At 60.0% G+C, this 25,503-nt stretch carries 26 protein-coding genes, 1 riboswitch and 1 other annotated feature; of the genes, 21 read left to right on the forward strand and 5 right to left on the reverse strand.

Annotation, left to right across the window (positions count from 1 at the left end):
• Positions 1–242: 242 nt before the first annotated feature.
• Positions 243–2,426, reverse strand: coding sequence for an ExeM/NucH family extracellular endonuclease (locus G5380_RS16055; protein ID WP_421209776.1), 2,184 nt, complete (start codon positions 2,424–2,426; stop codon positions 243–245).
• A gap of 293 nt (positions 2,427–2,719) precedes the next feature.
• Positions 2,720–2,802, forward strand: a riboswitch (cyclic di-GMP riboswitch).
• 116 nt (positions 2,803–2,918) lie between these two features.
• On the opposite strand from G5380_RS16055, the gene G5380_RS16060 reads away from it, so the two are divergent.
• Together G5380_RS16060 and G5380_RS16065 are read left to right on the forward strand one after the other, a co-directional pair.
• Positions 2,919–5,954, forward strand: a complete 3,036-nt coding sequence (locus G5380_RS16060) for a glycosyl hydrolase family 18 protein (RefSeq protein ID WP_421352910.1) — start codon at positions 2,919–2,921, stop codon at positions 5,952–5,954.
• 139 nt (positions 5,955–6,093) lie between these two features.
• Positions 6,094–7,038, forward strand: a complete 945-nt coding sequence (locus G5380_RS16065; protein ID WP_216951924.1) for a chemotaxis protein CheV — start codon at positions 6,094–6,096, stop codon at positions 7,036–7,038.
• Between the two features lie 76 nt (positions 7,039–7,114).
• Here the strand turns inward: G5380_RS16065 and G5380_RS16070 are convergent, their stop codons facing one another.
• Positions 7,115–8,269, reverse strand: coding sequence for a flagellar assembly protein FlgT (locus G5380_RS16070; RefSeq protein ID WP_058058270.1), 1,155 nt, complete (start codon positions 8,267–8,269; stop codon positions 7,115–7,117).
• A 206-nt stretch (positions 8,270–8,475) separates the two neighbouring features.
• On the opposite strand from G5380_RS16070, the gene G5380_RS16075 reads away from it, so the two are divergent.
• Together G5380_RS16075 and G5380_RS16080 are read left to right on the forward strand one after the other, a co-directional pair.
• Positions 8,476–9,096: a FlgO family outer membrane protein gene (locus G5380_RS16075; RefSeq protein WP_005338718.1), complete on the forward strand. Its 621-nt coding sequence runs from the start codon at positions 8,476–8,478 to the stop codon at positions 9,094–9,096.
• Between the two features lie 10 nt (positions 9,097–9,106).
• On the forward strand, positions 9,107–9,532 hold the full coding sequence (locus G5380_RS16080) for an LPP20 family lipoprotein (protein WP_064338605.1): 426 nt from the start codon (positions 9,107–9,109) through the stop codon (positions 9,530–9,532).
• Between the two features lie 73 nt (positions 9,533–9,605).
• Here the strand turns inward: G5380_RS16080 and pheA are convergent, their stop codons facing one another.
• Positions 9,606–10,778 carry a prephenate dehydratase gene (pheA, locus tag G5380_RS16085; protein WP_421352911.1) on the reverse strand — a complete coding sequence of 391 codons (1,173 nt, stop codon included), beginning with the start codon at positions 10,776–10,778 and terminating at the stop codon, positions 9,606–9,608.
• Positions 10,779–10,816: 38 nt separating this feature from the next.
• Positions 10,817–10,938: a sequence feature (Phe leader region), on the reverse strand.
• A 170-nt stretch (positions 10,939–11,108) separates the two neighbouring features.
• Between pheA and G5380_RS16090 the strand changes: the two genes are divergently transcribed.
• The 17 genes from G5380_RS16090 (at position 11,109) to G5380_RS16170 (ending at position 24,162) form a co-directional block, all read left to right on the forward strand.
• Positions 11,109–11,720, forward strand: coding sequence for an HAD family hydrolase (locus tag G5380_RS16090; RefSeq protein ID WP_216951922.1), 612 nt, complete (start codon positions 11,109–11,111; stop codon positions 11,718–11,720).
• 18 nt (positions 11,721–11,738) lie between these two features.
• Positions 11,739–12,017 (forward strand): DUF6482 family protein, encoded by a 279-nt coding sequence (locus G5380_RS16095; RefSeq protein WP_216979354.1) that lies wholly within the window; start codon positions 11,739–11,741, stop codon positions 12,015–12,017.
• 79 nt (positions 12,018–12,096) lie between these two features.
• A complete protein-coding gene (locus G5380_RS16100) occupies positions 12,097–12,933 on the forward strand; it encodes a hypothetical protein (RefSeq protein ID WP_227341232.1) in 837 nt (278 codons plus the stop codon).
• A gap of 106 nt (positions 12,934–13,039) precedes the next feature.
• Entirely contained in the window at positions 13,040–13,612 is a 573-nt protein-coding gene (locus G5380_RS16105; RefSeq protein ID WP_227341230.1) for a DUF3157 family protein, read from the forward strand.
• Between the two features lie 188 nt (positions 13,613–13,800).
• Entirely contained in the window at positions 13,801–14,451 is a 651-nt protein-coding gene (locus G5380_RS16110; RefSeq protein WP_216951918.1) for an outer membrane beta-barrel protein, read from the forward strand.
• Positions 14,452–14,631: 180 nt separating this feature from the next.
• Positions 14,632–15,579 (forward strand): YbgA family protein, encoded by a 948-nt coding sequence (locus G5380_RS16115; protein WP_005343644.1) that lies wholly within the window; start codon positions 14,632–14,634, stop codon positions 15,577–15,579.
• A 69-nt stretch (positions 15,580–15,648) separates the two neighbouring features.
• Entirely contained in the window at positions 15,649–16,536 is an 888-nt protein-coding gene (locus G5380_RS16120) for a MerR family transcriptional regulator (protein ID WP_421352912.1), read from the forward strand.
• Positions 16,533–17,954, forward strand: a complete 1,422-nt coding sequence (phrB, locus tag G5380_RS16125) for a deoxyribodipyrimidine photo-lyase (protein ID WP_421352913.1) — start codon at positions 16,533–16,535, stop codon at positions 17,952–17,954. The genes G5380_RS16120 and phrB overlap by 4 nt, the downstream gene beginning before the upstream one ends.
• Position 17,955: 1 nt before the next feature.
• The gene (locus G5380_RS16130; protein WP_139410959.1) at positions 17,956–18,384 is read left to right on the forward strand and encodes a nuclear transport factor 2 family protein; all 429 of its coding nucleotides are present in this window, start codon (positions 17,956–17,958) and stop codon (positions 18,382–18,384) included.
• Positions 18,381–19,115 (forward strand): SDR family NAD(P)-dependent oxidoreductase, encoded by a 735-nt coding sequence (locus G5380_RS16135; RefSeq protein WP_201945729.1) that lies wholly within the window; start codon positions 18,381–18,383, stop codon positions 19,113–19,115. Before G5380_RS16130 ends, G5380_RS16135 begins: the two co-directional genes overlap by 4 nt.
• Entirely contained in the window at positions 19,112–20,371 is a 1,260-nt protein-coding gene (locus tag G5380_RS16140; protein ID WP_421209767.1) for an NAD(P)/FAD-dependent oxidoreductase, read from the forward strand. The genes G5380_RS16135 and G5380_RS16140 overlap by 4 nt, the downstream gene beginning before the upstream one ends.
• Positions 20,368–21,150 (forward strand): DUF1365 domain-containing protein, encoded by a 783-nt coding sequence (locus tag G5380_RS16145; RefSeq protein WP_268011947.1) that lies wholly within the window; start codon positions 20,368–20,370, stop codon positions 21,148–21,150. The genes G5380_RS16140 and G5380_RS16145 overlap by 4 nt, the downstream gene beginning before the upstream one ends.
• Positions 21,150–22,406, forward strand: coding sequence for a cyclopropane-fatty-acyl-phospholipid synthase family protein (locus tag G5380_RS16150; protein ID WP_335841662.1), 1,257 nt, complete (start codon positions 21,150–21,152; stop codon positions 22,404–22,406). The genes G5380_RS16145 and G5380_RS16150 overlap by 1 nt, the downstream gene beginning before the upstream one ends.
• A 2-nt stretch (positions 22,407–22,408) precedes the next feature.
• The gene (locus G5380_RS16155; RefSeq protein ID WP_064338593.1) at positions 22,409–22,885 is read left to right on the forward strand and encodes a DUF2878 domain-containing protein; all 477 of its coding nucleotides are present in this window, start codon (positions 22,409–22,411) and stop codon (positions 22,883–22,885) included.
• The gene (locus tag G5380_RS16160) at positions 22,882–23,103 is read left to right on the forward strand and encodes a TIGR02450 family Trp-rich protein (protein ID WP_005338671.1); all 222 of its coding nucleotides are present in this window, start codon (positions 22,882–22,884) and stop codon (positions 23,101–23,103) included. The genes G5380_RS16155 and G5380_RS16160 overlap by 4 nt, the downstream gene beginning before the upstream one ends.
• Positions 23,060–23,602 (forward strand): chalcone isomerase family protein, encoded by a 543-nt coding sequence (locus tag G5380_RS16165; protein ID WP_216951911.1) that lies wholly within the window; start codon positions 23,060–23,062, stop codon positions 23,600–23,602. The genes G5380_RS16160 and G5380_RS16165 overlap by 44 nt, the downstream gene beginning before the upstream one ends.
• 14 nt (positions 23,603–23,616) lie before the next feature.
• Positions 23,617–24,162: a DUF3833 domain-containing protein gene (locus tag G5380_RS16170; RefSeq protein WP_216951910.1), complete on the forward strand. Its 546-nt coding sequence runs from the start codon at positions 23,617–23,619 to the stop codon at positions 24,160–24,162.
• Positions 24,163–24,228: 66 nt separating this feature from the next.
• On the opposite strand, the gene nqrM is transcribed toward G5380_RS16170, so the two are convergent.
• Together nqrM and G5380_RS16180 are read right to left on the reverse strand one after the other, a co-directional pair.
• Positions 24,229–24,453, reverse strand: a complete 225-nt coding sequence (nqrM, locus tag G5380_RS16175; RefSeq protein WP_216951909.1) for a (Na+)-NQR maturation NqrM — start codon at positions 24,451–24,453, stop codon at positions 24,229–24,231.
• A 9-nt stretch (positions 24,454–24,462) separates the two neighbouring features.
• Positions 24,463–25,503 carry an FAD:protein FMN transferase gene (locus G5380_RS16180; RefSeq protein ID WP_421352914.1) on the reverse strand — a complete coding sequence of 347 codons (1,041 nt, stop codon included), beginning with the start codon at positions 25,501–25,503 and terminating at the stop codon, positions 24,463–24,465.

The following is a 25,503-nucleotide window of genomic DNA, read 5'->3' on the forward strand; positions in this document are numbered from 1 at the left end:
TATAGCTCAGCTGGGAGAGCGCTTGCATGGCATGCAAGAGGTCCGCGGTTCGATCCCGCGTAGCTCCACCAAATTCTTGTTACAAGAAGCAATAAGGCCACCGCATCGCGGTGGCCTTTTTGTTTTCTCCATCATTTATTTTCTCCATACGTCCGCGCCTTTCATTTGTAAATCCAATGACCTGAATGAAAAAGCCCGCGAGAGTCGCGGGCTTTGCTTGCACTATTCAAATGCGCCTGTGGTTAACGGCGACGTCGCCAGGCCAGTGGCAACAGGGCTAGCAGGCCGAGTCCCAGCGCACCACCGCCTGAGGAGGTGTCCGGTTTGGTGGCATCGCTCTCCAGTCTCAGGTCGACGATGATGGGATCATGGTCGGAGGCACTGAAGGGGTTGTCAGACTTGAGCAATGTGCCGGTGTACTGGCTGCCGTATTCGAACAGGGAGCTCTCGAAGGAGTTGATGTGCCAGTCGGCGACACCTGCCACCTTGCTGGCCAGCGCCGGGTTGGCGAGGGCGTAGTCCAGGGTGCCCAGCTCCCCGTCGTAGCTGTAGGAGATGGCTTTCTCCTTGTTGAATTTGACGTTGAGATCGATCAGGCCGTAGCTGCGAGTCACTTCGCGACCGAGCTGTTCATAGGGCTGCTCACCGATAAAGGTGTGGGAGGCCGATACGATCTTCCGCTCGCTGGTGGCCGGGTTGTAGTCGGTCAGCACCCGGATCGGATCTTCCTTGGCGTAGGAGTTGAAGTCGCCCACCAGCAGCACCTGGCCCGGCAGTTTGCTGACCGCCTCACCCAGCACCTTGGCGGCAGAGACCCGGAACTCGGTGCACTTGCCCTGCAGGTCGGCCGGTTCTGTCTTGCCATCGCCATTTTCGTAGCAGCCTGACCCCTTGGATTTGAGGTGGTTGACCACCAGCGTCAGCGGCTCCTTGCTCTTGGCGAGGGTGAAGGTCTGAACCAGAGAATCGCGCTGACCGGCTGTCTTGGCCACACCACCTGTGGTGTAGCGCTGCTCCGGCAGCTTGATGACGCTGGCATCTCCGCTGGGGGTGAGCAGGGCAGGACGGTAGATCATCGCCACCATGATGGCGTCTCCGCCGAAGAACTTGCCATCGGTAAGGGTAGTGACCGGCAGACGCACATAGGCGTAGTGTTTGCTCGCATCCTTCTGCTGTTCGTTGAGGCGGGTCACCAGATTGTTGAGGGCCGAGTTATCCTCGAAGCCGTTGTTCTCCATCTCCATCAGGCCGAGCAGATCGACATCCATTGCGGTAATGGCATTGACGATCTTGGTGCGCTGCTTCTCGAACTCGGGCTGGCTCTTGGCACCCCGGTTGCAACCTTTGGCGTTGTCGGCATCCGCCTGATCCTTGCACAGGATATTGAGTGCGCCGCCAATGCTGGAGTGACTGGTGAAGTAGTTGAGTACGTTGAAGCTGCCGATCCGCAGATCGCTGCCAGCGAGGCGAGCTGGCGCGTCTTGACGATCCTCTTCAGGGCTACGCAGCAGAGCACCGGCAGTCAGGGTGATATCGCTCGGTACTACCAGACGGAAGGCATCCTTGTTGTATACGATCACCCCCTCCAGCCCGGTCAGTTGATCACCGATGCGCAGATATCCCTGATCGGCATCCCAGCTCGGGAACCAGGGCAGTACGCCATCCGGTGCTTTGTAATCAGACTCAACCACCAGACGGTTGCTGCCATTTTGGGTGGCCAGTGCGACAGCGTCCGCACTGTTGGCAACATGAAGTTGGGTCGGTTTGATCAGCGGGGTTTTGTGGGCCAACTCTACGTTGTTGCGATAGACCTTGTAGTCGAAGCCATAGTTGCGGGTCAGGTGCAGGTCACTGCTGCTGTCGAGACGTACCCGCATCCCTTCGTGGCGATTGAGCGCTTGAGCCAGCGTCTCCCCTTCATTGACCTGCAGTACGCTGGTCGGCACCGCCAGTCCTTGCGCTGTGACCTGCAGGCGGGCTTTGCTGGATTCGAAGGTGGGTTTGAGCTGGGTGCCGCCGTAATACTCCTCGACCTTGGCTTCAAGGCAGAGTTCTGCCCCCGGTTTGATGTCGGCATAGTTGGTCGCAAACTCCTTGTCGTTCAGATAGACAAAGATGCCATCAGAGGTGGCCGGATTGCCATCACCCACCGGGTCGGTCAGATAGAAACCCTTGGTCAGACTTTGGCCCAGCGTTGTCACGATACCGCGAACGTTGAAGGTGCCCGTGCTGATTTTACCGGTCACATTGCCGTTCTTGTCGGTCACGGTCTGGGTGGCCAGCGCGCTGGCGGAGCCTGTGCCCTGAATGGTCGGGATGGGGGTGAGTTGAGCCGGATCGGACGGGCAGACAAATGCCGCATGGGCACCTGAGGATGCAAGTGCCAGCCCCACGGCCAGCGACAGCAGGGTACGAGTACCTTTCATAGGTGTTCCTTTTTTATTTTTGCCAGTGATTCCATAGCCTTGGCTCGTTGACCAAGGGCGCGCATTGTCACATTTCTGGCATGTCATACCAGTGAGCCAACGCACATTAAACGAATCTGGGAAGATGAGGAAAAGCGTTTTTATGATCCCAGTAACAGTATGATTTTTTTGATAATTCAATCAATTCTAACCCTGTGATCATGACGCTTTTGTGGCAGGGGATAATTCTCTTTGAGAATAAAGATTGAGGGGATCTTGTCGCCTTCCTATACTGGGTTCGTTCCTCACGGAACCCAGGTAAAGGGCAAACCGGCAGTGATGTCGGGGCGCAATGCTTCCGGTCTCGATCGTGGATCCAGATAGCGGGGTTTCCCTGGGTGAGGGGTGGTTTTTGTGGCAGGTCCATTGCCAGTTGTCTGCGCCCATCATGCAGGTTGCGATTGTTCTTTGCCTTGGTGACCAATGCCAAGACAAAACAAGGAAGATAACAATATGCAACAGCTCTTCAGACCCAGCAGGCTTGCCATGCTGGTCGCCCTTGCGGCTGCGCCCGCCTGGGCTCAGGCCGCTTATCCCGCCTATAAATCAGGTACTGCCTACAAGGCTGGCGATATCGTCAGCAACGTCGGTGCCCTCTACGAGTGCAAAGAATTTCCCTATTCAGGCTGGTGCGGGGCATCCCCCTATCACTATGAGCCGGGGGTAGGTGTGGTCTGGGCAGATGCCTGGAAGCCCTATGGTGGCGAGGTGCCCCCTCCTGCGCTCGGTGTGGCAGTCAGCTCACCGGCTGCCGGTGCCAGCTTCAACGAAGGAGCCAGCGTGGCGCTGGCAGTGACCCTGAGCGGCCCGGTAACGGCCTTGGCCCGGGTGGAATATCTTGTCGACGGCAAGCTGGTCGCCACGGCGAGCGCCTCGCCATGGAGTGCCAGCTGGAGCGCCGCCGGAGTGGGAGGCCATACCCTCAAAGCTCGCACGCTGGATAAAGATGGCAAAGTGCTGAGCGAGGCGGATTCGAGCTTCAACGTCGCCGCCGTGGTGGCGCCAGAGGCGCCCAAGGCGAGCATCAGCAGCCCGGCCAATGGAGCCAAGGTGACGCTGGGTCGCAGTGTGGCGGTGAGCGGCAACGTCACCGATGCCAACAACGATGTGGCCAAAGTCGAGCTCTATGTCGACGGCAAGAAGGTGGGCGAAGATACCAGTGCCCCCTGGCAGGTGAACTGGACACCGGATGCCAAAGGGAGTGCCGCCCTCAAGCTGGTGGCCACTGACAAGACCAATCTGAGCGGCGAGTCAGCAGCGGTGACCGTCACTGTCGAGGAGGCAGCGCTGCCGCCCACCGGTGGCAACCTCTCTTGTGACATTCGCCAGATCTATCGCCCGGATGGTTACGAGTGCATGGGGGATGACCATGCCCGCCGGGTCATCGGCTACTTCACCTCCTGGCGCACTGGCAAGAACGGTCTGCCCGCCTATCTGGTGAGCGACATTCCGTGGAGCAAGATCACCCACATCAACTACGCCTTCGCGGCGGTGGACGAGCAGAGCCACACCATCAAGGTGGATGACTCGGCGACCAAGATGACCTGGGATGGCGTGCCGGGTGCCGAGATGGATCCGGAGTTTGCCTACAAGGGCCACTTCAACCTGCTGTCGAAGTACAAGAAGCAGTATCCGGACGTGAAGACCCTGATCTCGGTGGGGGGCTGGGCCGATACCCGCGGCTTCTATACCGCCACCACCAAGGGTGACTGCTCGGTCAATACTGCCGGTATCAACACCCTGGCTGATTCGGCGGTGAGTTTTATCCGCCAGTACGGCTTTGATGGGGTCGATATCGACTACGAATACCCCACCTCGATGAAGGATGCGGGCAACCCCAACGACTTCCCGCTCTCCAACCAGTGCCGTGGCAAGCTGTTTGCCAACTACAAGGTGCTGATGCAGACTCTGCGCAGCAAGCTCGACAGCGCCGGCAGCGAGGATGGTCGCAAGTATATGCTGACCATCGCCTCGCCGGCCTCGGCCTACCTGCTGCGCGGCATGGAGAACTTCCAGGTCACCCAGTACCTCGACTACGTCAACCTGATGACCTACGACTTCCACGGCGCCTGGAACCATTTCGTCGGTCACAACGCCGCCCTGTTCGACAACAAGGCAGATGCCGAACTTGCCCACTGGGGCGTCTATACCCAGAGCCAGTTTGGCGGTATCGGCTACCTCAACGCGGCCTGGTCTGCCCACTACTTCCGTGGTGCCCTAGCGGCCGGCAAGATCAACGTGGGCGTGCCTTACTACACCCGTGGCTGGCAAGGGGTCAGCGGTGGCACTCACGGCCTGGCCGGCAAGGCAGCCCTGCCGAGCCAGAGCGATTGTCAGCCGGGTACCGGTGGCAGCACCATTCCGTGCGGCAACGGGGCGGTCGGTATCGACAACATCTGGCATGATCTCGACAAGAACGGCAAGGAGATCGGCGGTGGTGCCGTACCCATGTGGCACGCCAAGAACCTGGAGAATGCCGCCAGCCTGGGTATCACCACCATGCCGAGCTACGGTCAGGCCTGGGGTCTGGATCCCAACAACCCGGCTCACGTGATGCAGGGCAAGTACGTGCGTTACTACGATGACAAGGCGCAGGCGCCCTGGTTGTGGAATGAAGAGAAGAAGGTGTTCCTCTCAACCGAAGATGAAGACTCCATGGGCCACAAGCTCGACTACATCATCAAGCGGGGCCTGGGCGGGGTCATGTTCTGGGAGATGGCGGGTGACTACGCCTTCGATCCGGCCAAGAACGAGTACGGAATGGGGGATACCCTGACCACGCTCGCCTACGACAAGTTCGCCAAGGCGACCAAGTACGACACCAGGCAAAACGATCTGGCGGCGCCAACTGCCCAGCTCGACATCGTGGTGAGCCTCTCCGGCTTCAAGGAGGGGGATTCCAACTACCCGGTCAACCCGACCCTGAAGCTCACCAACAACTCGACCCAGACCATTCCGGGTGGTACTCGCATCGAGTTCCTGGTGCCCACCTCCACCTCCGACACCATCACCGACCAGAGCGGGATGGGGCTGAAAGTGGTGGAGAGCGGTGGCAACCAGAACTCCGACGGTATCGCCAACGAGAAGGACTTCCACAAGGCGGCCTTTACGCTGCCGACCTGGAAGGCCTGGGCGCCGGGCAGCGACGTGGAAGTGGCGATGACCTACTATCTGCCGGCCGCCGGTGTACCGAGCGGAATCCGCATCATCAGCGGCACCCAGACCGCGGGCCTCAAGGCTGAGTTCCCGACCCTGCCGGAGGCCGTGCTGGGCAGCAATGGTGGCGGTGAGAACCCGGGCGGCGCCACCTGCAGCAGCCAGAACGTCAACCCGGCCTCCTACAAGGCTTACCCGAACTGGCCGCAGGGGGATCATGCCAATGGTGGTGATCGCATCACCCATAACAAGATGGTGTGGCAGGCCAACTGGTGGACCAGCAGCGAGCCCAAGGCAAGCGACGGCAGTTGGAAGTCTGTCTGTAGTTATTGACTTTAAAATCAATGATATAAGTGAGGCTTCGGCCTCACTTTTTTTATCTGGTTGGTCACTCTGGTTGAAAATGCGCCTGCCCTTCCTGGCAGGCAGCCTCTATACTAGAGTCGATTAATAATCAGATGGATATCAGCGTATGGCGAGTATATTGGATTCCGTTGATCAACGAACTCAACTGGTGGGGGAAAACCGCCTTGAGTTGTTGATGTTTCGTCTCGGCACCCGCCAGATGTTCGCCATCAACGTCTTCAAGGTGAGGGAAGTGGTGAAGTTGCCCCATCTCAGCAAGATGCCGGGCTCCCATCACAATATCAGCGGGGTGGCCAATATCCGCGGCACCTCGATCCCGGTGATCAACCTGCGCAGTGCCATTGGTATGCGCCCCATGCCCATCGACAGTGAATCAAACCTCATCATCACCGAATACAACCGCACCATTCAGGGCTTTCTGGTGGGGCAGGTGGCCAATATCGTCAACATGACCTGGAAGGATATCTTGCCACCGCCGCGCTCCGCCGGGCGCGCCAATTACCTCACCGCCATCACCCGCATTCCGGAAGATGGCGTCGATCAGATTGTCGAGATCATTGATGTGGAGAAGGTGTTGGCGGAGATCATCACCTATGACATCCGCATCTCCGAAGAGGTGCTGGATCGGGAGATCCTGCCCGAGATGCACGGCCGCAAGGTGCTGATCGTCGATGATTCCAGCACCGCCCGCACCCAGGTGCGTGAGACTCTTGGCCAGCTGGGACTCGAGGTTATCGAGTGTCAGGATGGCTTGCAGGCGCTGACCCTGCTCAAGGGGTGGTGCGATGCTGGCAAGAAGGTGACCAACGAGATCCTGCTGATGATCACCGATGCCGAGATGCCTGAGATGGACGGCTACCGGCTGACCCACGAGGTGCGCAGTGATCCGCGCATGTCCGATCTCTTTATTACCCTCAATACCTCCCTGAGCGGCAACTTCAACGAAGCCATGGTCAAGAAGGTGGGTTGTGATCGCTTTATCTCCAAGTTCCAGCCCGACCTGCTGGTGGGCGTTGCGCAGGAGAGGTTGCGTCAGGTGTTGGGAAACTGACCGATACCAATCCACTGGTGAACCATAACAACGGGAAACTCGGGAGATGCCGTAAGCGCCGGTAACTCTCTGGCACCTATTCCAATACAGCCAAATCCCCATTCTGGATGTTAAACGGCGAATATTTGTTCTGGCTGCTGATGATGGCGCCATCGTCGAATACCTGTACTACCTCAAACAGGCCGTCGGCCGGGTTACGCATCATGCGGGACTTGCCGTAGGGGTCGATGAAGTCGGCATTGTGCTGGATCCTGAACTGGTCGCCGAGCTTGACGCCGTTGCGTCGTCCCAGATTGATGTAGGGGCCGCGTTCGTTCTGGCCGACCACCCGGGCGGTGACCGGGGCGCAGGTGAGCTGGGCTACCAGATCCTGAGCTGCCTGTTGCAACTGGTAGTTGACCTCCTGGCCATAACTTGACTGCCAGAACTGGCCGCTGCTGCTGCCCACTTGCTCCCGCTTGCCAAAGGTCCAGGTGGCGCGCCCTTCGTAGACCTTGCGGTTGACCAGAGTGCCGTTGATGCCATCAAACAGGTAGAGCTGCATGCGAAAGTTGCGCACCGGATCCTCATACCAGCTGGTCAGCTGGTTGCCTTGCGGCTCGATGGAGAGATCGTCGATGCTGCCGAGCACCAGATACTGGCTGTCGGTACGCAGGCTGAGCGCCTTGATCTCCTCGAGGGCGCTGCGATCCCCCTGTTGCAGATGGAGCGGATCGATGCGCAGGTTTTCATCCAGCCACTGGCGCACCGCGACCCCTTGCGGCGCGTTGGCGAGAGTCTCGAACAGTCGTCGCGAGAGGTTTTCCGGCATGTCGTCCATGGCGCCGTAGCTGGCTTGGTCCGGATAGCGCATCCGCAGCCTCACCAGTGTCAAATCCTTGGCGAAGTGCTGGGTCTGGCAGATCTGGCGCTCGGCCTGAATGTCGGCCACTAGTGTGATATACATGCGGCCGTTGCGCACCTCTTCCCGCTTGAGCCGGTACTGGCGAATGTCGCCGCCGGAGCGGATCTGGATCTGCTCGGAGCGAAGGCTGCCATTTTCCAGACGCTGGACGCTGGAAACGGCCGCGCCGCTGGCCAGCAGCGCCTGACGCAGGGCGTCGCGGGTCGCCTGCTCGCGGGCATAGACCTCATCGCCCCCCAGAATGGCGGCGCTGCCCTGCGCTTCTATAAGCTCGGCTCGGGCGCTCAGGCTGGCCAGCAGCAGGGTCAACAGCAGCGGTAATTTCATAGCAGATACCTTGAGTTGGCGGGCAGCCGAGCCATTTTGAGGAAATGGCGCTTGCTGGCCGACATGGATCACAACATGTTCCAAGTGGCAGCGCACGTTGGCGCTGACGATGTCCATTAAAAAGCAAGAATCATGCCTCATTCCCGGCTCAAGCTTTGTCCGGCGCGTCCGATAATAAGTCAGGTGCAGATACAGGAAAGGTATCCATGAACAAACTCATCACGGCGTTGGCGCTCGCCCTGGCATTGACCGGGTGTGGCTCCGACCCTATCAATCGGGATCAGGGTGACCCCCGCCAGGCGGCGCAGGGGATGGAACTCAACTGGCTGGTGGCGCGCATGACCGATCAGCTGATGGAGCGCAAATCGCTGACCACCCTGACCGAACCCATCGCGGTGGCCTCTTTCGTCGATCTCGATACCCTGCAGGATACCAACTGGATGGGGCAGCAGATTGAGGAGAGCTTTATCTACGAGCTCAATCGTCGCGGCGAGGTGGTGGTGGACTTCAAGCTGACCGGTAGCATCAAGGTGACGCCGCAGGGGGACTTCGTGCTGAGCCGCAACTATAAGGAGCTCTCTTCCCGTTTGCCGATCTCCCGCATTCTGGTCGGCACCTTCAGCCGCAACAGCAAGGGAATTCTGGTCAATGCCCGCGTTATCGACATGCGCACCAAGATGGTGGAGACCACGGCCCAGAGCCTGATCCCGCAAAAATATCTGTTCGGTGCCAACAATTCGTTTGGTCGGGCATCGATCAATCGCGGTTATCTGATGCGTGACAGTCAGGCCCGGCCGGGCGGTCATCTGGTCAACCTGACCCCGTGAGGAGCGAGTCATGAAGATCCTGTTTGGTTGCCTGTTGGCACTCTTGCTCACCGGTTGCAGCGGTAACCGGGTGGTGGATTACACCCAGGGTGGCAAGCCCGATGATTTTCCGGTGCTCAAGGCGGTGGGTTATGCGGTGATCGACATCCAGCCCGGCCCCTCCCAGCCGGAGAAGATGCTGCAAGCCATTCGCGCTTCAAAGATGGATGCTTATCGCGAGCTGGCCGAGCAGCTCAATGGTCAGCAGGTCCGCGGCCAGAGCAGCTATCGTGACTTGACCCAGACCTCCAACTCGCTCGATGTGTCGGTAGCAGGCGTGGTGCGCGGTGCCCGGGTGGTGGCCTCTTATCCACGCGGCAACACCTATGCCACCGAGATGGAGCTCGATACCCGCGCCCTCTACAACATCAATCAGCTGATGGCTGGTCAGTTCTGAGTTATTGCCTGACCTGAAAACAGGCATCAAAAAAAGGCGAGCAGGGTGCTCGCCTTTTGTCGTTGTGGGCTGGTTAGCTTCCCATCAGCACCGGCGGCACTGCGGTGGGTTTCACATCCTCGCTCGGGTAGCAGCCAAGCACCTTGATATAGCGGGTGATCTTGGTCAGCTCCACCAGTGCAGCCTGCATCGCCGGGGTCTGCAGGTTGGCGGAGACATCCAGGTAGAACATCTCCTCCCAGGGGTTGCCCTGCACCGGGCGGGACTCGAGCTTGGTCATGTTGATCTCGTTGCTGCGCAGCACCAGCAGCGCCTCCACCAGGGAGCCCGGTTTCTGGGAGGTGGACATGATGAGGGTGGTCTTGGCCGGGATCTGCGGTGCCACGTCGATGGGCTTGCGCGCCACCACGATGAAACGGCTGTAGTTCTCCTTCTGGTTGGCCAGCTGCTCGGCCAGCACGTCCAGCCCATACAGCTCGCCGCCAGCCGCGCTGCCGATGGCCGCCGCCTCTGGGCTCGCCAGCTCTTTGACCTTCATCATGGCGCTGGAGGAGGAGTCGCAGATCTCGTGGCGTGCCCCTTCCAGCTTGCTGAGGTAATGGGAGCACTGCTGGAATACCTGCGGGTGGGCATAGAAGGTCTTGATGCGGCCCAGCTCGGTCGGCACGGCGGTGAGGATGCAGTGCTCGATGGGGTAGGTCAGCTCACCGACGATGGAGAGGCTGGTGTGCTGCATCACGTCATAGACTTCGTTGATGGAGCCCGAGCTGGTGTTTTCGATGGGCAGCACGCCAAAGGCGGCGCGACCCGACTCCACCGCATCCAGTACTTCACGGAAGTTCTGGCAGTTTACTTCGATCACCTGATCCTTGTAGCGCGCCAGATATTTGCGTGCGGCCAGGCTGGAATAGGAACCGCGCGGCCCAAGATAGGCGACGCTGGTCATCGGCTCCTGCTGCTCCGGGTTGAGCAGGCTCTGCAGATAGGCCTGCTGGGAGAGCACAGAGTCTTCGATGATGGTGTGATAGATGCGAGTGATGTACTGGGCATCCAACCCCAGCACGCGCCCTTTCTGGATCAGGGCAACCAGCAGCTCCTGCTCCCGCTGGTGGTCACGAATGGGGCGCGGGTTGGCTTGCTTGGCACGGGCGACCTCGATGCTGAGGGCCTTGCGTTTCGCCAGCAGGGCAAGCAGCTCCTGATCCAACCGGGTGATGTCTTGTCTGATCTCGTCGAGCGTTGCCATGATTGTTCCCTATCCAAGTAATCGATTGATATTAATGCAAAAAAAAGCCTCCGCTAGGGGAGGCTCGATTCGTCTTTGCTTTCTGTTCACACGACGACAGGCCTTCCCTCAAGCGGGCCGGATAAACGAGAAAGCAAAGAAGAATGGTGCGTGCATAGGTGTGTCCTTGAAGTAACGTCATAACCATTAAGGGATTTGCCGGTCTGATGCAAGTAAAACTTGCCCGCGGGCGGGGATGGGGGCAGGGTATCCGGTTAAGAAAATGGCGTATGAGCGATGTTCTATTGACTCTGTTTTGATGACTGACACCCCGTGGGGGAGGTAAAGACGATGGCGATTATTTTCGATCTGGGACGGGTGGTGGTGAGCTGGGATCCGGTAGGTATAGTGCGTTCGGTGCGTGGTCCGCAAGGGGCCGAACAGTTGGCCGAGCAGCTCTTTAACCACCCGGATTGGCTGGAGGTAGACAGAGGCACCATGTCGCTCCACAACATGGCCCGGGAAGCGCAAGCGCGCACTGGCCTCTCGACGGCGGAGAATCTGGCCATTTTACAGGCAGTTCCCGCTTCCCTGCTGCCAGATCCCGCTATGCTAACCCTGATAGCCGAGCTGCACGGAGCGGGCCATTCGCTCTATGCCCTCTCCAACATGGGGCACGCCAGCATCGACTGGCTGGAGCAGCATCAGGATTTCTGGCGCTTTTTCAGCGGCAAGGTGGTCTCGGCGCGGGTGCGGATGATGAAGCCGGAGCCGGATATCTACCGTTATCTGCTGGTGTCGTTTGATCTGAAACCGGCAGAGTGCATCTTTATTGATGACAGTCCCGCCAATATTGCGGCCGCCGAGGCCCTCGGCATCAGGGGGATCGTCTTTACCGACGTGGCGAGTTGCCGTCAGCAACTGGGTGAGCTGGGCAGTTTGCCTGTCACCGACAAGGGGTGATGCCCCTCCAGGAGTACTATGGAGCATGGCCGGTTTCGCAATTGGCTCAGTCACTATCCCGAGGCAACCCTGATCATCGCCTGCAAGGATGGCAGTGGTTATCAGCTCTGTATCGAGGCGGAAGGGGAGTACCTCTGTCTGACCGACAGCGAGGGGGAGCACCTGACCTTCACCTCGCTGGATCAGGCGCAGGGCTTTTTGCGAGCCCATCGGGTACATCAGGCCAGATTGCGAGTGTATGACGCTCAAGGTATTGATTTTATGGATGAATCACGGGAAATAATCATCAAGTTTTAATTTTAACCTGACTCTGTAAGGGCCTATTCAGCTTGTTTCCCGCACAATAAGCCACCTGTTTATCATCCGGAGCTGTTTAATGGATGCCAATGTTGTTGTCTTGAATCAGGGATATGATCACTCTTTTCAAGCCAGGGAGCTGCAGCTGATTGAGCGACTGGCAAATTTTGACGAGCTGATAGTCTCTTTTTCGGGGCGGTTGGAATCCTGTTACAGCATCGATTTGTGCCGTGCCAGCGGGATCAAGATCCGCGCCATCACCCTCGATAATCCGACCCGCAGCCGCAGCGAAGTGGCCCGAGCCCGCCGTTATTGCCAGCGTTATGGCATCGATCACTGGGTCATCAAGAGTGACGAAATCATCTTTTGCGATCGCCTGCCGAATATGGAGGGGTTGATCGATCCGGTTCGCCGCATTGGTGAGTATGTGCAGGCTCGTCCGGAATGGGCTCATCTGCCGTTGCTGGTTCCGGCCGCGGTGGAGGAGCGTGATGACTATCTTGCCCAGTTCGGCTCACTGCCTGCCAACACCATCTGGTTTTTTGCCGATAACGGGGTGATGAGCCGTGATTTTCGCTATGGCTTCAACAAGCGTCAGCTCGGTCGTTGGGGCAAAGGGAGCAACGGTTGCCTCAGCAATCGCTTCACCAATCCACGGCAGTTGAAGCAACGTTATCTACGAATGGTGGATCAGGCCGAACAGATGCTGGCCGACATGGGGCTGGATGAGGCGCAGGTCTTTTTCCATACCCTGTGCGACTGCTCTACCACCCTGGCCCGGGTGCGTCTGCCCGAGCATCAGCGTGCTCAGGCCTTTGATATGCAATCGGATATTCTCTCTGCCCTCAAGAGGACCGAGTTCGATCTGGTGACTCTGGATATGGCGCACAAAGAGCGGCACGATCTTGCCATCTAGCCCGTGGGCAAGCGACGCCGGAGCCAGAACGTGAGTGCCGTCATAGGCAAGGGGTGGCGGGACTGTTTATACTGTCGCCCTTTCACCTGTTGCCGAGCTTCGCCCTATGAAACCCTTCTCCCGTCTGCTGATTGCCCTGTGCCTCTCCCCCGTGTTGGCGCAGGCTGCCCCTCTTTCTCGGGTGACGCTGCCCGATGGTCGGCAGGTTCAGCTCAACGATGACTTTACCTGGGAGTATCTGGTGGTCAAACCGGCCGAGTCCGTACAGGGCGTGGCTGCTGATGGGAAGGCTGGGGCCGTGGTGGCCGTTGCTGCTCCGGTGCTGACCGATCAGGCCAAGGCCAACCCCGAATTGCTGTCACAAGCAGCACGCGACGGTGTGGTGGTCAAGCTGGACAAGATCGAGGGATCTGACCCGCTGGTGCTGACCTTTATGGTGAGCAATACCGGCACCCGCAATGTGGTCGGGGTGCGTGGCATGGTGACCCTGTTCAGTGCTGACGGAGTGCAGCTGAGCCGTCAGGAGGCCCGTTTCTGGGTTGCCGAGAACCGCCTGCCGGAGACCTATCTGCGCAAGGGGCAAGTCCGTCCGTCGTTGGCCCTCGAGATCCCCCGTCCTGCCGGATTGACCGGGCAGCCCTTGGTCAGGGTCGAAATTGATGAGGTGGTCTTCCGCTGATTTGGTGTTGTCCGGCCCATGCAAACCGATTGGGCCGGCAATTTGTTACCCCTGACATCTCGGGAAATATCTGCTTACATCTGACATGGTTTTGCAACAGCTTGCCGCTCGGCAAGCCGGGATGCTGACCGCACAATGACTCCATACCAGCTCGCTAGCAACGGGCCCAATCACATGGAGTTATCATCATGAAAAAAGCAACTGTATCTCTTCTGGTTCTGGCCGGTTTCGCCTCTACTTCCGCTCTGGCACAGGATGCGTTCAGCTACGCAAAGGGCGGTTTGACCTGGGCGCACACCAAGTCTGATTACCTTAGCCAAGACAGCGCTGCATTTCCCCGTGATGCTGCCAGCAAAGGTACCCGTGATTTTGGTGGTCTGAGCCTGGACCTCTCAAAGAGCTTTGGCTCCAACTTCTACGGTCGTGCCGGAACCGAATTCACCTCCCGCAACGACGGCAATGACAGCATGTCCATTTCCAGCCTGGGTATCGGTGTCTTTACCCCGCTGAGCACAGGACTCAATCTCTATGGCGAAACCGGTTTGATGGGCTATCAACTTGAGCGTGAGCTGGCCAAGAACAACAAGGGATGGGACGAAGTGGCTCGCAAGGATAGCGGCAGCATGTACGGTGAAGTGGGCTTGCGCTACGACATCGGCGACATCGAGCTCTCTACCGCTTATCGCTACGCCAACATGACCGACGATATGCACGACTTCAAGGTGGGCGGTGCCTACAAGCTCAACCAGAACTGGGCGCTGACTGCCGACTACACCTATCGCAACTGGGATCTGCAAAAAGGTTCCATCTCCAGCCTGGGTGTGAAGTACAGCTTCTAATCCCCCTTCCCGTAGTCCGTAGTGTCTTGACTTTTACCCATGGCGTTCGCCATGGGTTTTTTCTTTTTCCGGTGATCCCTTTTTTCTCCTTGTGTCGTATCAGTCGCAAATAGTTATACAACTTTCATTTTTTTGTATAACTGCTATAACTGAATCAATGCTTATACAAGGGGCGTCATCATGTACAAGATTAAAGTCGGTATCAGTGCCTGCCTGCTGGGACAAGAGGTACGTTTCGATGGGGGCCACAAGCGCTCCAGCTTCTGCGAACGGGATCTTGGCGCTCACTTTGACTATCACCCCGTCTGTCCCGAGATGGCTATCGGTCTGGGGGCGCCCCGTGCCGCCATCCGGCTGGTCAAGCGCAACGGCGAGATCCGTGCCGAGGCGAGCAACGGTAGCTTCGATGTCACCGAAAAGCTGATCGCCTTCAGCGAGCAGAAGGCACGCCAGCTTGACTTCATCTCCGGTTATATCCTCTGTGCCAAATCACCCAGTTGCGGTATGGAGCGGGTCAAGGTCTATGGCGCCAACAACGAGGGGAGCGCCAAGGAGGGGATCGGCCTCTTTGCCAAGGCATTGATGGAGGCCAACCCCCTGCTGCCGGTGGAAGAGGATGGCCGCCTGTGCGACCCCATCCTGCGCGAGAACTTCGTGCTGCGGGTCTTTGCCTACCACGACTGGCAGCAGCTCTGCGCCCGCGGCATCACCGCCTCTGCGCTGATCCGCTTCCACTCCCGCTACAAGTATCTGGTGCTCTCCCACGCCACCACCCACTACCGGGCGCTTGGCAAGCTGCTCGGCAATCTGGGCAAGTCCACCAATTTGCAGGAGGTGGCCGACAACTACATCAAGGGATTGATGACGGCGCTGACCCTGCGGGCCAACCGTCGCAGCCACACCAATGTGCTGATGCACCTGCAGGGCTACTTCAAGCGGGTGCTGACCCCGGCCCAGAAGCAGGAGCTTGCCGATACCATCGACAAGTACCGCACCGGTATCTTCCCGTTGCTGGTGCCGCTCACCTTGATCCGTCACTACCTGCGCGAGTACCCCAATCCCTATCTCGCCGAGCAGGTTTATCTCAATCCGCACCCCGATACGCTCAAGCTGCGTTACGGGCTCTGAATCCGTTCTGTTGCCCCGGCGCATGGTTTGCGCCGGGGTGCTTTACCCCTCTGTTTGATGGACGTTGTCATGTCTGATTTATCGCAAGAAGTTGCTCCTCTCGCTGATGAGGGGATCTACCCCATTCGCGAGGTCTCCCGTCTCACCGGCGTCAACGCCGTGACCCTGCGTGCCTGGCAGCGCCGCTACGGTCTGGTGCAACCGGCCCGCACCGAAAAGGGCCACCGCCTCTACAGCGAGCAGGATATCCTCCAAATCGGCGAGATCCTGAGCTGGCTGGAGCGGGGAGTGAGTATCGGGCAGGTGAAGGGGCTCCTGAGCGAACCCCATTCCGATCCGGTGAGCGATCACTGGCAGCAGACCCTGGAGCAGTTCAGTCAGGCGTTGCTCGCCTTCAACCAGCGCAAGGCGGAGGCTGAGCTCAACGATCTGCTGGCGAGCTACCCGTTCGAGCTGGTGCGCAGCCGGGTACTGCAACCGCTTGTGGAGCGGCTGCTGGGGCTGTGGCGCGAGCGGCCCGATGGCGAGCTGCTGCAACAGGTGTGGCTGGGCTGGCTCCATACCCGCTTCGCCCGCCACCTGATCGAGCAGGAGAAGGGCGTTCCGATCACGCTGGCGAGCTGGGGACAGGTTGGCCCCCTCGATCTGGTCTGGACCGCCTACGAGCTGATCGGTCAGGGTTATGAGGTGCAACTGCTGGGAGCGGTGGAGCCCCGCCATGCCAGCTTGCTTGAGGGGCGTGCCGTTACCCCCTGGCTGGTACTGCTGGGAGCTGGTCTTGGCAAACCGGAGCTGGCCGCCGGGTGGCCTGCAGGCACGCGCCTGTTTGGCGAACTGGGCCGTCTCTACGATGATGAGTGGCTTAAAGCACACGGCTGGCAGGCGAGCCTTGCCGAGCTGATGGCGAACGCGCCTGCTGCGGCTGGCGCCAGCGGACGCGGGAGGAAAAAATCATGAAACTGGTCTGGTTTCGCAACGATCTGCGCCTTGCCGACAACCCCGCGCTGCGGCATGCCTGCGCCGGTGACGAACCGGTTGCCGCTCTCTTTATCATCTCCCCCACCCAGTGGCGGCAGCACAAAATGGCCCCCATTCGTCAGCGCTTTATGTTGGCGCAGGTGGATGAGTTGGGGCGCGAGCTGGCGGCGCTTGGCATCCCGCTCCATCTGCTGCGAGTGGAGACTTTTGCCGAGGTGCCCGCAGCGTTGGCAGGCCTCTGCCGCGAGCAGGGGGTGACCCAGCTCTACGCCAATCAGGCTATCGAGATCGACGAGCAGCGCCGCGATCACGCCGTCAGCGCCGCGCTGGCAGAGCAGGGGGTGAGTTGTCACTGGCTCAACGGCTGTTGCGTATTGCCGCCGGGGCGGGTGCTGACCGGCTCGGGTGAGATGTTCAAGGTGTTCACCCCCTTCAGCCGAGCCTGGCTCAAGGCCCTCGATGAAGAGGGGTTTGTCATTCATCGCGCTCCTGCGTCCCGTGGCGAGTCGTTGCCGTGGCAGCCGCTGGCCGAACGTGCGTGGGTTGATGAGGCGCTCGGCGAGCTGACGGCGGATCCCCGCTGGCCAGTGGGGGAGGCGGAAGCTCTGCGTCGTTTGAACATTTTCCTGGAGCAGGCGGTGCTCGACTATGGCGAGACCCGGGATTTTCCTGCCATCGCGGGCACGTCCGTGCTCTCCCCCTATCTGGCGGCCGGCATCATCAGCCCCCGTCAGTGTGTGGCGGCGCTCCAGCAGCGGCTCGGCCATCGGCCTCAGTCCAAGGCTCAGCCCGGCTTTGTCTGGCTCAACGAACTTATCTGGCGCGAGTTCTATCGCCACCTGCTGGTGCTGATCCCGACTCTCTCCATGAATCGCCCCTTCAAGTCCGAGACGGCGGACTTGCCGTGGAGCTGGGATCCGGATGCCTTCGCCGCCTGGTGCGAGGGGCGCACTGGCTACCCCATCGTCGATGCGGCGATGCGCTGTCTCAACACCACCGGCTGGATGCACAACCGGCTGCGGATGATAGTGGCGAGCTTTCTCACCAAGGATCTCCATATCCACTGGCGGCTCGGGGAGGATTACTTCATGAGTCGGCTCATCGATGGGGATCTGGCGGCCAACAACGGCGGCTGGCAGTGGGCGGCGGGCACCGGCGCCGATGCGGCGCCCTACTTTCGGGTCTTCAACCCCACCACTCAGGGGCAACGATTTGATCCACAAGGGGAGTTTATCCGTACCTGGGTAACTGAACTGGCCGATATTCCCGCCGCTTATGTGCATCAGCCCCACGACTGGTTGCGACTCAAGGGGCGACAGGATTATCCGGCACCCATGGTGGATCACGCCGTTGCCCGGGTGAGAGCCATCGAGATGTTTCGCTCTCTGGAGAAATAGGATGAACGAGCCGCTGGCCCGCTTTATTGGCCTCTATCAGCAACTGGACAAACAGCAGTTGCATCGCTTGCCCGAGGTCTATGCCGAACAGGTGGTCTTTATCGATCCGGCTCACCGTATCGAGGGGCTGGCGGCCCTTGGCGACTATTTTGCCGCCCTCTATCAGCGTCTCGCCTACTGCCGTTTCGTCATCACCAGTCAGCAGCAGCAAGGGCCACAGGCCTGGCTCGGCTGGACCATGACCTTCTCTCACCCCAGATTGCGTGGTGGTGAGCCGGTGACGGTGGAGGGGGCCACCCGCCTCGAATTCGACGAGGCGGGCAAGGTGTGCCAGCACAGGGACTATTTTGACCTGGGCGCCATGCTCTACGAGCAGTTGCCGTTGCTCGGGCCAGTGGTTCGCACCATCAAGATGAGGCTTGGCGCATGAGCGGCCGGGTGCTTATCACAGGCGCGACCTCCGGCATAGGTCGCCAGTTGGCGCTGGATTACCGGCGCGCCGGCTGGCAGGTGTGGGGTTGTGGCCGCGATGGTGAACGGCTGCAGGCGCTGGGGCTGGATGGCGTCACTCCGCTGCAGTTCGATGCCCGTGATCTGGCCGCAATGAGCGGGATAGCCGCTACGCTGCCATCCCTCGATCTGCTAATCCTCAACGCAGGCAACTGCGAGTACATGGATGTCGGCGAGGGGTTTGACAGCGAGCTGTTTGCCCGTGTCATCGACACCAATCTGACCGCTACCGGCCATGCGCTGGCCGCCTTCTTGCCGTTGCTAGGGGCTGGGTCACGGCTGGCCATCGTCAGTTCGTCGGTGAGCTGGCTGCCGCTGCCACGAGCCGAGGCCTATGGCGCCTCCAAGGCGGCCCTCGACTATCTGGCGGATACCTTGCGCCTCGATTTGGCCAGCAAAGGGATCGGGGTGACCCTGATCCGCCCCGGCTTTGTCCAGACGCCGCTCACCGCCAAAAATGATTTTCCCATGCCCTGTCTGGTGACGGTGGAGCAGGCCTCCCGCGCCATCATGGACGGGCTGACCGCTGGTCGTCACCAGATCCACTTTCCCCGCCGTTTCATCTGGTTGCTGCGCCTGCTTGGTGCGCTGCCGGTGGGGCTCTGGCTGCGCCTTGGCCGCGCACTCGTATCGAAAGGAAGCCATTCATGAAGAAAAAGATCGCCATCGTCGGTTCAGGGATCTCGGGGCTCACCGCCGGTTTTCTGCTCCACAAACTCCATGACATCACCCTGTTCGAAGCGGCGCCGACCCTGGGCGGTCACACCGCCACCGTCGATGTGAATCAGGCTGGCCGCAGCTATGCCATCGACACCGGCTTTATCGTCTTCAACGATCGTACCTACCCCAACTTCTTGAAGTTGCTGGCGCGGATTGGCATGGCGCGCCAACCGGCCGAGATGAGCTTCTCGGTAAAGAGCCCGGAGGGGCTGGAGTACAACGGCCACAATCTCGATACCCTGTTTGCCCAGCGCAGCAATCTGCTGAGTCCGCGCTTCTATGGCTTTGTCGCCGAGATCTTGCGGTTCAACCGGGAGGCGCGGGCCTGGCTGGCGGATGGTCAGCATCAGGGGGCTGGCCCCGAGCTGACGCTGGGGGATTTTTTGCTGGCGGGGGAGTTTAGCGACTACTTCGCCCGCCACTACATCTTGCCGATGGGGGCGGCGATCTGGTCATCGACCCTGGCCGATATGCGCGCCTTTCCCCTTGGCTTCTTCCTGCGCTTTTTTGCCAACCACGGCCTGCTGGATGTGGCCAATCGCCCCCAGTGGTACGTGATCCCGGGTGGCTCGCGGGAATATATCGGCCCCCTTACCGCGGGTTGGCAGTCGCAGATCCGACTCGCCTGTCCGGTGAAGAGCGTACGGCGGGACGCGGATGGCGTTGTGATCCAGAGCAGTTACGGCGAGGAGCGGTTTGACGAGGTGATCTTCGCCTGCCACAGCGATCAGGCGCTGGCGCTGCTGGCGGATCCCGGCGAGCGGGAGCAGGCCATCCTCGGCGACATGCCCTATCAGGCCAACGATGTCTGGCTCCATACCGATGCTCGCTGCCTGCCCACCCGCCGCAAGGCATGGGCCAGCTGGAACTATCAGCTCGATGGCAATGACGAGGCGCGGCCGCTGGTGAGCTACAACATGAACATCCTGCAGGGGGTGAACTCGCCGGAGCCCTTCTGCGTCAGCCTCAACCCCAAGGGCAAGGTGGATGAGAGCAAGGTACTGCGCCGCTTCGTCTACCACCATCCGGTGTTCAATCAGGCCTCCATCGCCGCTCAGCAGCGGCGCGCGGAGATCTGCGGCCAGCAGCACACCCATTTCTGTGGCGCCTACTGGTACAACGGCTTCCACGAGGATGGGGTGCGCAGCGCGCTGGATGTCGCCAGGCGCTTCGGTGCCGAGCTATGAACGGCGCCACCGTGGCCACCGAACATGAGGGCGCTGGCGAACTGGCCGGTGTCACTAGCGCCATCTGGCAGGGTTCGGTGCGCCACCGCCGTTTCGCACCTCGGGCCCACGCCTTCTCCTACAGCCTCTTTATGCTGGGACTGGATCTCGACGAACTGCCGCAGCTCGATCAGGGGCGCTGGTTCGGTGTGGAGCGCTCGGGGCTGCTCTCGTTTCACCGCCATGATTATCTCAAGGGCAGTGAGGGAAGCCTCAAGCAGGCGGTGTGGCAGAAGGTGAGCGAACTGGGGGGCGATGCCGACCCCGAGGGGCGGGTGCTGCTGCTCGGCAATGTGCGTTGTCTGGGCTTCTACTTCAGTCCGGTCAACTTCTACTTCTGCTACCGGCAGGGCGAGGCGCGCTATCTGCTGGCGGAGGTGTCGAACACCCCCTGGAACGAGCGTCACTACTACCTGCTGGATCTGGCGGCGCTGGCGCCCCATGATAAGGATTTTCACGTCTCCCCCTTTATGGGGCTGGCGATGCGTTATCACTGGCGGATCAGGCCGCCCGCGCAGGAGACACTGATCCATATCGAGAGTCATCCCGTATCCGGTGAAGCCAAGCTGTTTGACGCAACCCTGGCGCTCACTCGCGAACCCTTGTCGCGCAAGGGGCTGGTGGCCCTGCTGGCCCGCTGGCCCTGGATGACCATGAAGGTACTGCTCGGGATCTACTGGCAGGCCCTGCGTCTTTTTATCAAACGAACCCCGATTTTTACCCATCCGGAGAGCCGCTAATGGAACTTGCTCAATCAACCCTCTCTGCCTCTTTCATCGACAAGGGGGCAAGGCAACTGCTGCTCAATCTGCTGGGACGCCTTGAACATGGCCAGCTGCTGCTGCGGGATGGCGGTGAGCGCCACAGCTTTGGCGTGGCGGGCACCGATCTGCATGCCGAACTGGTGGTGCAGGATCCGGCCTTCTATCGTCGCTTGTTGCTGGGAGGCAGCATCGCCGCTGGGGAAACCTGGGTGGAGGGGCTCTGGACCAGCCCGGATCCGGTGGCGCTGGTGCGGCTGCTGGCCCGCAACCTGACCCTGCTCGACTCCCTTGAGCGGCGCCTCGGCTGGCTCAGTTTCCCGTTCAATAAGGTGCGCCACTGGCTTAATCGCAATACCCTGACCGGCTCGCGCTCCAACATTGCCGCCCACTACGATCTCGGCAATACCCTCTATCAGGGGTTTCTCGACAGCCATATGCAGTACTCGAGCGCCATCTACCCGAGCGCCGACGCCACTCTGGAAGAGGGGCAGCAGGCCAAGCTGCGTACCATCTGCGAGCGGTTGGAGCTGGGCCCTGACGATCATCTGCTGGAGATCGGCACCGGCTGGGGCGGCCTCGCCGTCTATGCCGCCCGCCACTATGGCTGCCGGGTGACCACCACGACTATCTCCCGGGCCCAGCATGACTACGCCAAGGAGTGGATTGCGCGGGAGGGGCTGGGGGATCGCATCACCTTGCTGCTGGAGGATTACCGCAAGCTGGAGGGCACCTATGACAAGCTGGTCTCCATCGAGATGATCGAGGCGGTGGGCCACGCCTTCCTGCCCGACTATTTCCGCCAGTTGTCACGGTTGCTCAAGCCGGGTGGCCGCCTGCTCATTCAGGCCATTACCATCGCCGATCAGCGTCATGCCCAGTATCTGCGCGGGGTTGATTTCATCCAGCGCTACATCTTCCCCGGTGGCTGCCTGCCGAGCGTCTCCCAGATGGCGGGGTTGCTGGCACGGGAGACCGATATGCAGCTGGTGCGGCTGCACGATCACGGCCATCACTATGCTCGCACCCTGGCTCACTGGTGCGATCGCTTTCTGGCGCTGGCGCCCGAGCTGCCCAAGCTCGGTTACAGCCAGGATTTCATCCGGCTGTGGCACTTCTACTTCGCCTATTGCGAGGGGGGATTCTGGGAGCGCACCATCAGTCTGGTGCAGCTGGAGGCCGCCAAGCCGGGGCCCGCTGGCTGGTCGGGTGATGTGCCAGTAAGCGGTCACTGACCATGTGGCAGTGGGCTCATCTGCTGGGGTTCAACCTCTACTGGTTGCTGGCGGTGAAGTGGCAGCAGCCGGGCCCGCTGCTGGCAATGTTGCTGCTGCACTTTATTTTCTCACCCAGCCGCCTGCGTGACTGGCGGCTGCTCCCCATCGCGGTTGCTGGCTGTCTGCTGGATGCCCTGCTCTGGCAGCTCGGCCTGTTCCGTTTCCCGTCCGGTTTTCCCCTCTGGCTGGTGCTGCTCTGGCTCGGTTTTGCCCTGACGCTGGCCCACGGTATGCGCTGGCTGCTGCGCTTGCCTCGCTGGCAGCAGGCACTGTTTGGCGTATTTGGTGGTGCCTCCTCCTATGTGGCGGGGGCCGCCATGGGGGCAGTACACTTACCCTGGGGCATCTGGATCAGTTCGGCGCAGCTGGCTGTGATCTGGATGTGGTGGTTACCCGTACTCCTGTGGGTAATGGTCAAGCTGGAGGGTGAGTCATGACAAACACCTTTTCGACCGACTCGTTGCTTTTTTCCAAGTGGACCAAAGAGAGCCAGCATGAGCTGACTGATCGCTTCTATCTGGTGGTTGCCTGCCAGCGGGATGCGCAGGGGCAGCTGGTGCAGGTGGTGATGCAGGATATCAACACCCTGCAGGAACAGGAGATGGATTGGCATGAACTGGAAGACCCCAACCACTGGCATATGGGGTGGAATTAACCCGCTGCTGCTGGCGTTTACGCTCTTTGCTGCAACCGCGGTGCAGGCTTCTGCCGCACCCTGGCAGCAGCTGCGCCCGGTCGGGCAGGGGGAGATGAACTGGCTCTGGTTCAAGCTCTACGATGCCACCCTCTACAGTGCGAGCGGGCGCTATCAGCCCGGTCACTATCCACAGGCACTGACCCTCACCTATGCCAGATCCATCGAGCGGCAAGATCTGCTGAGCGCCACCGCCGCCGAGTGGCAGCGACTCGGTCTTGGCTCTGACGCCGACCGTCAGCGCTGGCTAGGCCAGCTCGCCGCACTCTGGCCCGATATCCAGGCGGGTGACCGGCTTACCTTCTATGTCGACAAGGGTGGGACAGGCCACTTCTGGTGGCAGGAGAAGCCCCTCGGCACTCTGGCCGATCCGCAATTCTCGGCCGCTTTTCTCGCCATCTGGCTGGCTGACAACAGCCGCGATCCTGCCCTGACCCGCCGCCTGCGTGGCCAACCCTGAACATGGAGTTTCCAATGTTTTTCTATCGTGCATACCGCTGGTTGCTGTTGCTCCCTTTTTTGCTGCTGAGCGGCTGTGGTGCCAGTCTCGATGACTATCGGGGGCAGGGGCCAAACTGGGATCTCGCCCGTTTCTTCAACGGTAAATTAGTGGCTCACGGCCTGGTAACCGACCGCAGCGGCGAAGTGACCAGTCGCTTTCGGGTCGAGATGGTGGGTCGTTGGAAGGATGGCAAGGGAGAGCTGTTCGAGCAGTTCTACTTTGATGATGGCCGCCAGCAGACCCGTACCTGGTATCTGAGCAAGGGGGTTGACGGTCACTGGCGAGGTACTGCTTCCGATGTGGTGGGGGAGGCGATGGGTAAAAGCCAAGGGTTTGCCCTCAACTGGCGTTATCAGCTTGATCTGGCGCTGCCGGATGGCGAGGTAGTGCGGGTGAGCTTCGATGACTGGATGTATCTGCTGGACGAAGATCGTCTGATCAATCGTGCCGAGATCAGCAAGTTCGGTATCCATCTTGGCGAGGTGATCCTCTATATCGAACGTCAACCTGACCGTTAACGCAAGATAACGCCCAGTAAAAAGCGCGCCGATGGCGCGCTTTTGTTTATCGAACAATCAGAGTCATCAGATGATGCGGTTCTCTTCCAGCATCTTGCGACGGGCCTCTTCCTTGGCCATCTTCTTCTTGCGATTGTCGCAGGGCTCGGGGCAGTCGCACTCTTTCTCGATGCCAACGCTCCCCAGACCGCCACAGGAGCCGGAGATGGATTTTTTCTGGAAGATATAGCCGATAGCCATGGCGGCTATCACCAGCATGAATACCCCGAAGGTGATCAGAAAAACCTGCATCTATCCTCCCTATTTCCTGACCAGATACTGTTTGAACGCATCGGAGTAGGCCTCTTCAAAGCCGTTGTCCGTCTTGGTGATCACGAAGATCGCCAGGCCGCGCTCTTTGGCATAGGCCAGGCTCTTCTCCGGTCCCATTACCATGAATACGGTCGCCAGCCCGTCTGCGGTCATGCAGGAGGGGTGGATCACGGTGACCGACACCATGCGGTGCTGGATTGGCTTGCCGGTGCGTGGATCTATGGTGTGGGAGAAGCGCTGGCCATCCATCTCATAGTAGTTGCGATATTCGCCCGAAGTGGCCACTCCGTTGTCACCCGGAACGATCACCTCCTGCACCGAACCGGCATTGGCTGTCGGCTTTTCGATGGCAACGCGCCAGGGGTGTCCCTTGCCGTTGACGCCATTGATCCGCAGCTCGCCGCCGATCTCCACCAGATAGTTGCGCGCACCCAGAGACTCCAGATTCTCGGCCACCTTGTCCACACCAAAGCCCTTGGCAATGGCGGAGAGATCAACGTAAAGATCCGGGATGTCCTTTTGCAGGGTGTCGGCATCGACCGAAGTGATGACGTGCAGGTTGCCCAGGCCGGTCTTCTGACGGGTCTGGGTGATCAGCTCCTCTGATGGCATCTTGGTCGGCCGTTTGTCCGGACCGAAGCCCCACAGATTGACCAAGGGGCCGACGGTGACGTCCAGCGCCCCCTGGCTCTCACGGCCAATATGAATGGCTTCTGTAATGACCCGCGCGGTGTCCCGCGATACCACTACCGGTGTCGAACTGTGGTGCTGATTGAAGCGCGACAGTTCGGAATCGGGGCGATAGGTGGACATCTGATCGTTGACTCGCTCCAGCAGTACATCGACCTCGGCCTGAAACTTGGCTGCATCGCTGATGACGTTGTCCGCCACCTTGATGGAGTAGTAAGTGCCCATGGTGCTGCCGGTGATATGGATCTCCGGTTTCGACTGGACCGTGCTTTCCTGACCGCACCCTGTCAAGAAAAAGGCTAGCCCGAAGGCTAGCCAGGTCTTTACAACGCTGTTCAT

Origin of the sequence: Aeromonas sp. 604443, assembly GCF_049170315.1 — a bacterium.
Taxonomy (GTDB): Bacteria; Pseudomonadota; Gammaproteobacteria; order Enterobacterales; family Aeromonadaceae; genus Aeromonas; species Aeromonas veronii_A.

What these genes read in the sequence shown, in the direction of transcription:
- G5380_RS16100 (WP_227341232.1), top strand. Translation starts at nt 12,097, where the DNA reads ATGGATGCCAATGTTGTTGTCTTGAATCAGGGATATGATCACTCTTTT.
- G5380_RS16135 (WP_201945729.1), top strand. Translation starts at nt 18,381, where the DNA reads ATGAGCGGCCGGGTGCTTATCACAGGCGCGACCTCCGGCATAGGTCGC.
- G5380_RS16170 (WP_216951910.1), top strand. Translation starts at nt 23,617, where the DNA reads ATGTTTTTCTATCGTGCATACCGCTGGTTGCTGTTGCTCCCTTTTTTG.
- G5380_RS16070 (WP_058058270.1), bottom strand. Translation starts at nt 8,269, where the DNA reads ATGAAATTACCGCTGCTGTTGACCCTGCTGCTGGCCAGCCTGAGCGCC.
- G5380_RS16120 (WP_421352912.1), top strand. Translation starts at nt 15,649, where the DNA reads ATGTCTGATTTATCGCAAGAAGTTGCTCCTCTCGCTGATGAGGGGATC.
- G5380_RS16150 (WP_335841662.1), top strand. Translation starts at nt 21,150, where the DNA reads ATGGAACTTGCTCAATCAACCCTCTCTGCCTCTTTCATCGACAAGGGG.
- G5380_RS16095 (WP_216979354.1), top strand. Translation starts at nt 11,739, where the DNA reads ATGGAGCATGGCCGGTTTCGCAATTGGCTCAGTCACTATCCCGAGGCA.
- G5380_RS16060 (WP_421352910.1), top strand. Translation starts at nt 2,919, where the DNA reads ATGCAACAGCTCTTCAGACCCAGCAGGCTTGCCATGCTGGTCGCCCTT.
- G5380_RS16090 (WP_216951922.1), top strand. Translation starts at nt 11,109, where the DNA reads ATGGCGATTATTTTCGATCTGGGACGGGTGGTGGTGAGCTGGGATCCG.
- G5380_RS16080 (WP_064338605.1), top strand. Translation starts at nt 9,107, where the DNA reads ATGAAGATCCTGTTTGGTTGCCTGTTGGCACTCTTGCTCACCGGTTGC.
- G5380_RS16075 (WP_005338718.1), top strand. Translation starts at nt 8,476, where the DNA reads ATGAACAAACTCATCACGGCGTTGGCGCTCGCCCTGGCATTGACCGGG.
- phrB (WP_421352913.1), top strand. Translation starts at nt 16,533, where the DNA reads ATGAAACTGGTCTGGTTTCGCAACGATCTGCGCCTTGCCGACAACCCC.
- G5380_RS16180 (WP_421352914.1), bottom strand. Translation starts at nt 25,503, where the DNA reads ATGAACAGCGTTGTAAAGACCTGGCTAGCCTTCGGGCTAGCCTTTTTC.
- G5380_RS16130 (WP_139410959.1), top strand. Translation starts at nt 17,956, where the DNA reads ATGAACGAGCCGCTGGCCCGCTTTATTGGCCTCTATCAGCAACTGGAC.
- G5380_RS16065 (WP_216951924.1), top strand. Translation starts at nt 6,094, where the DNA reads ATGGCGAGTATATTGGATTCCGTTGATCAACGAACTCAACTGGTGGGG.
- G5380_RS16105 (WP_227341230.1), top strand. Translation starts at nt 13,040, where the DNA reads ATGAAACCCTTCTCCCGTCTGCTGATTGCCCTGTGCCTCTCCCCCGTG.
- G5380_RS16165 (WP_216951911.1), top strand. Translation starts at nt 23,060, where the DNA reads ATGAACTGGAAGACCCCAACCACTGGCATATGGGGTGGAATTAACCCG.
- G5380_RS16110 (WP_216951918.1), top strand. Translation starts at nt 13,801, where the DNA reads ATGAAAAAAGCAACTGTATCTCTTCTGGTTCTGGCCGGTTTCGCCTCT.
- G5380_RS16145 (WP_268011947.1), top strand. Translation starts at nt 20,368, where the DNA reads ATGAACGGCGCCACCGTGGCCACCGAACATGAGGGCGCTGGCGAACTG.
- G5380_RS16155 (WP_064338593.1), top strand. Translation starts at nt 22,409, where the DNA reads ATGTGGCAGTGGGCTCATCTGCTGGGGTTCAACCTCTACTGGTTGCTG.
- G5380_RS16055 (WP_421209776.1), bottom strand. Translation starts at nt 2,426, where the DNA reads ATGAAAGGTACTCGTACCCTGCTGTCGCTGGCCGTGGGGCTGGCACTT.
- pheA (WP_421352911.1), bottom strand. Translation starts at nt 10,778, where the DNA reads ATGGCAACGCTCGACGAGATCAGACAAGACATCACCCGGTTGGATCAG.
- G5380_RS16140 (WP_421209767.1), top strand. Translation starts at nt 19,112, where the DNA reads ATGAAGAAAAAGATCGCCATCGTCGGTTCAGGGATCTCGGGGCTCACC.
- G5380_RS16160 (WP_005338671.1), top strand. Translation starts at nt 22,882, where the DNA reads ATGACAAACACCTTTTCGACCGACTCGTTGCTTTTTTCCAAGTGGACC.
- nqrM (WP_216951909.1), bottom strand. Translation starts at nt 24,453, where the DNA reads ATGCAGGTTTTTCTGATCACCTTCGGGGTATTCATGCTGGTGATAGCC.
- G5380_RS16115 (WP_005343644.1), top strand. Translation starts at nt 14,632, where the DNA reads ATGTACAAGATTAAAGTCGGTATCAGTGCCTGCCTGCTGGGACAAGAG.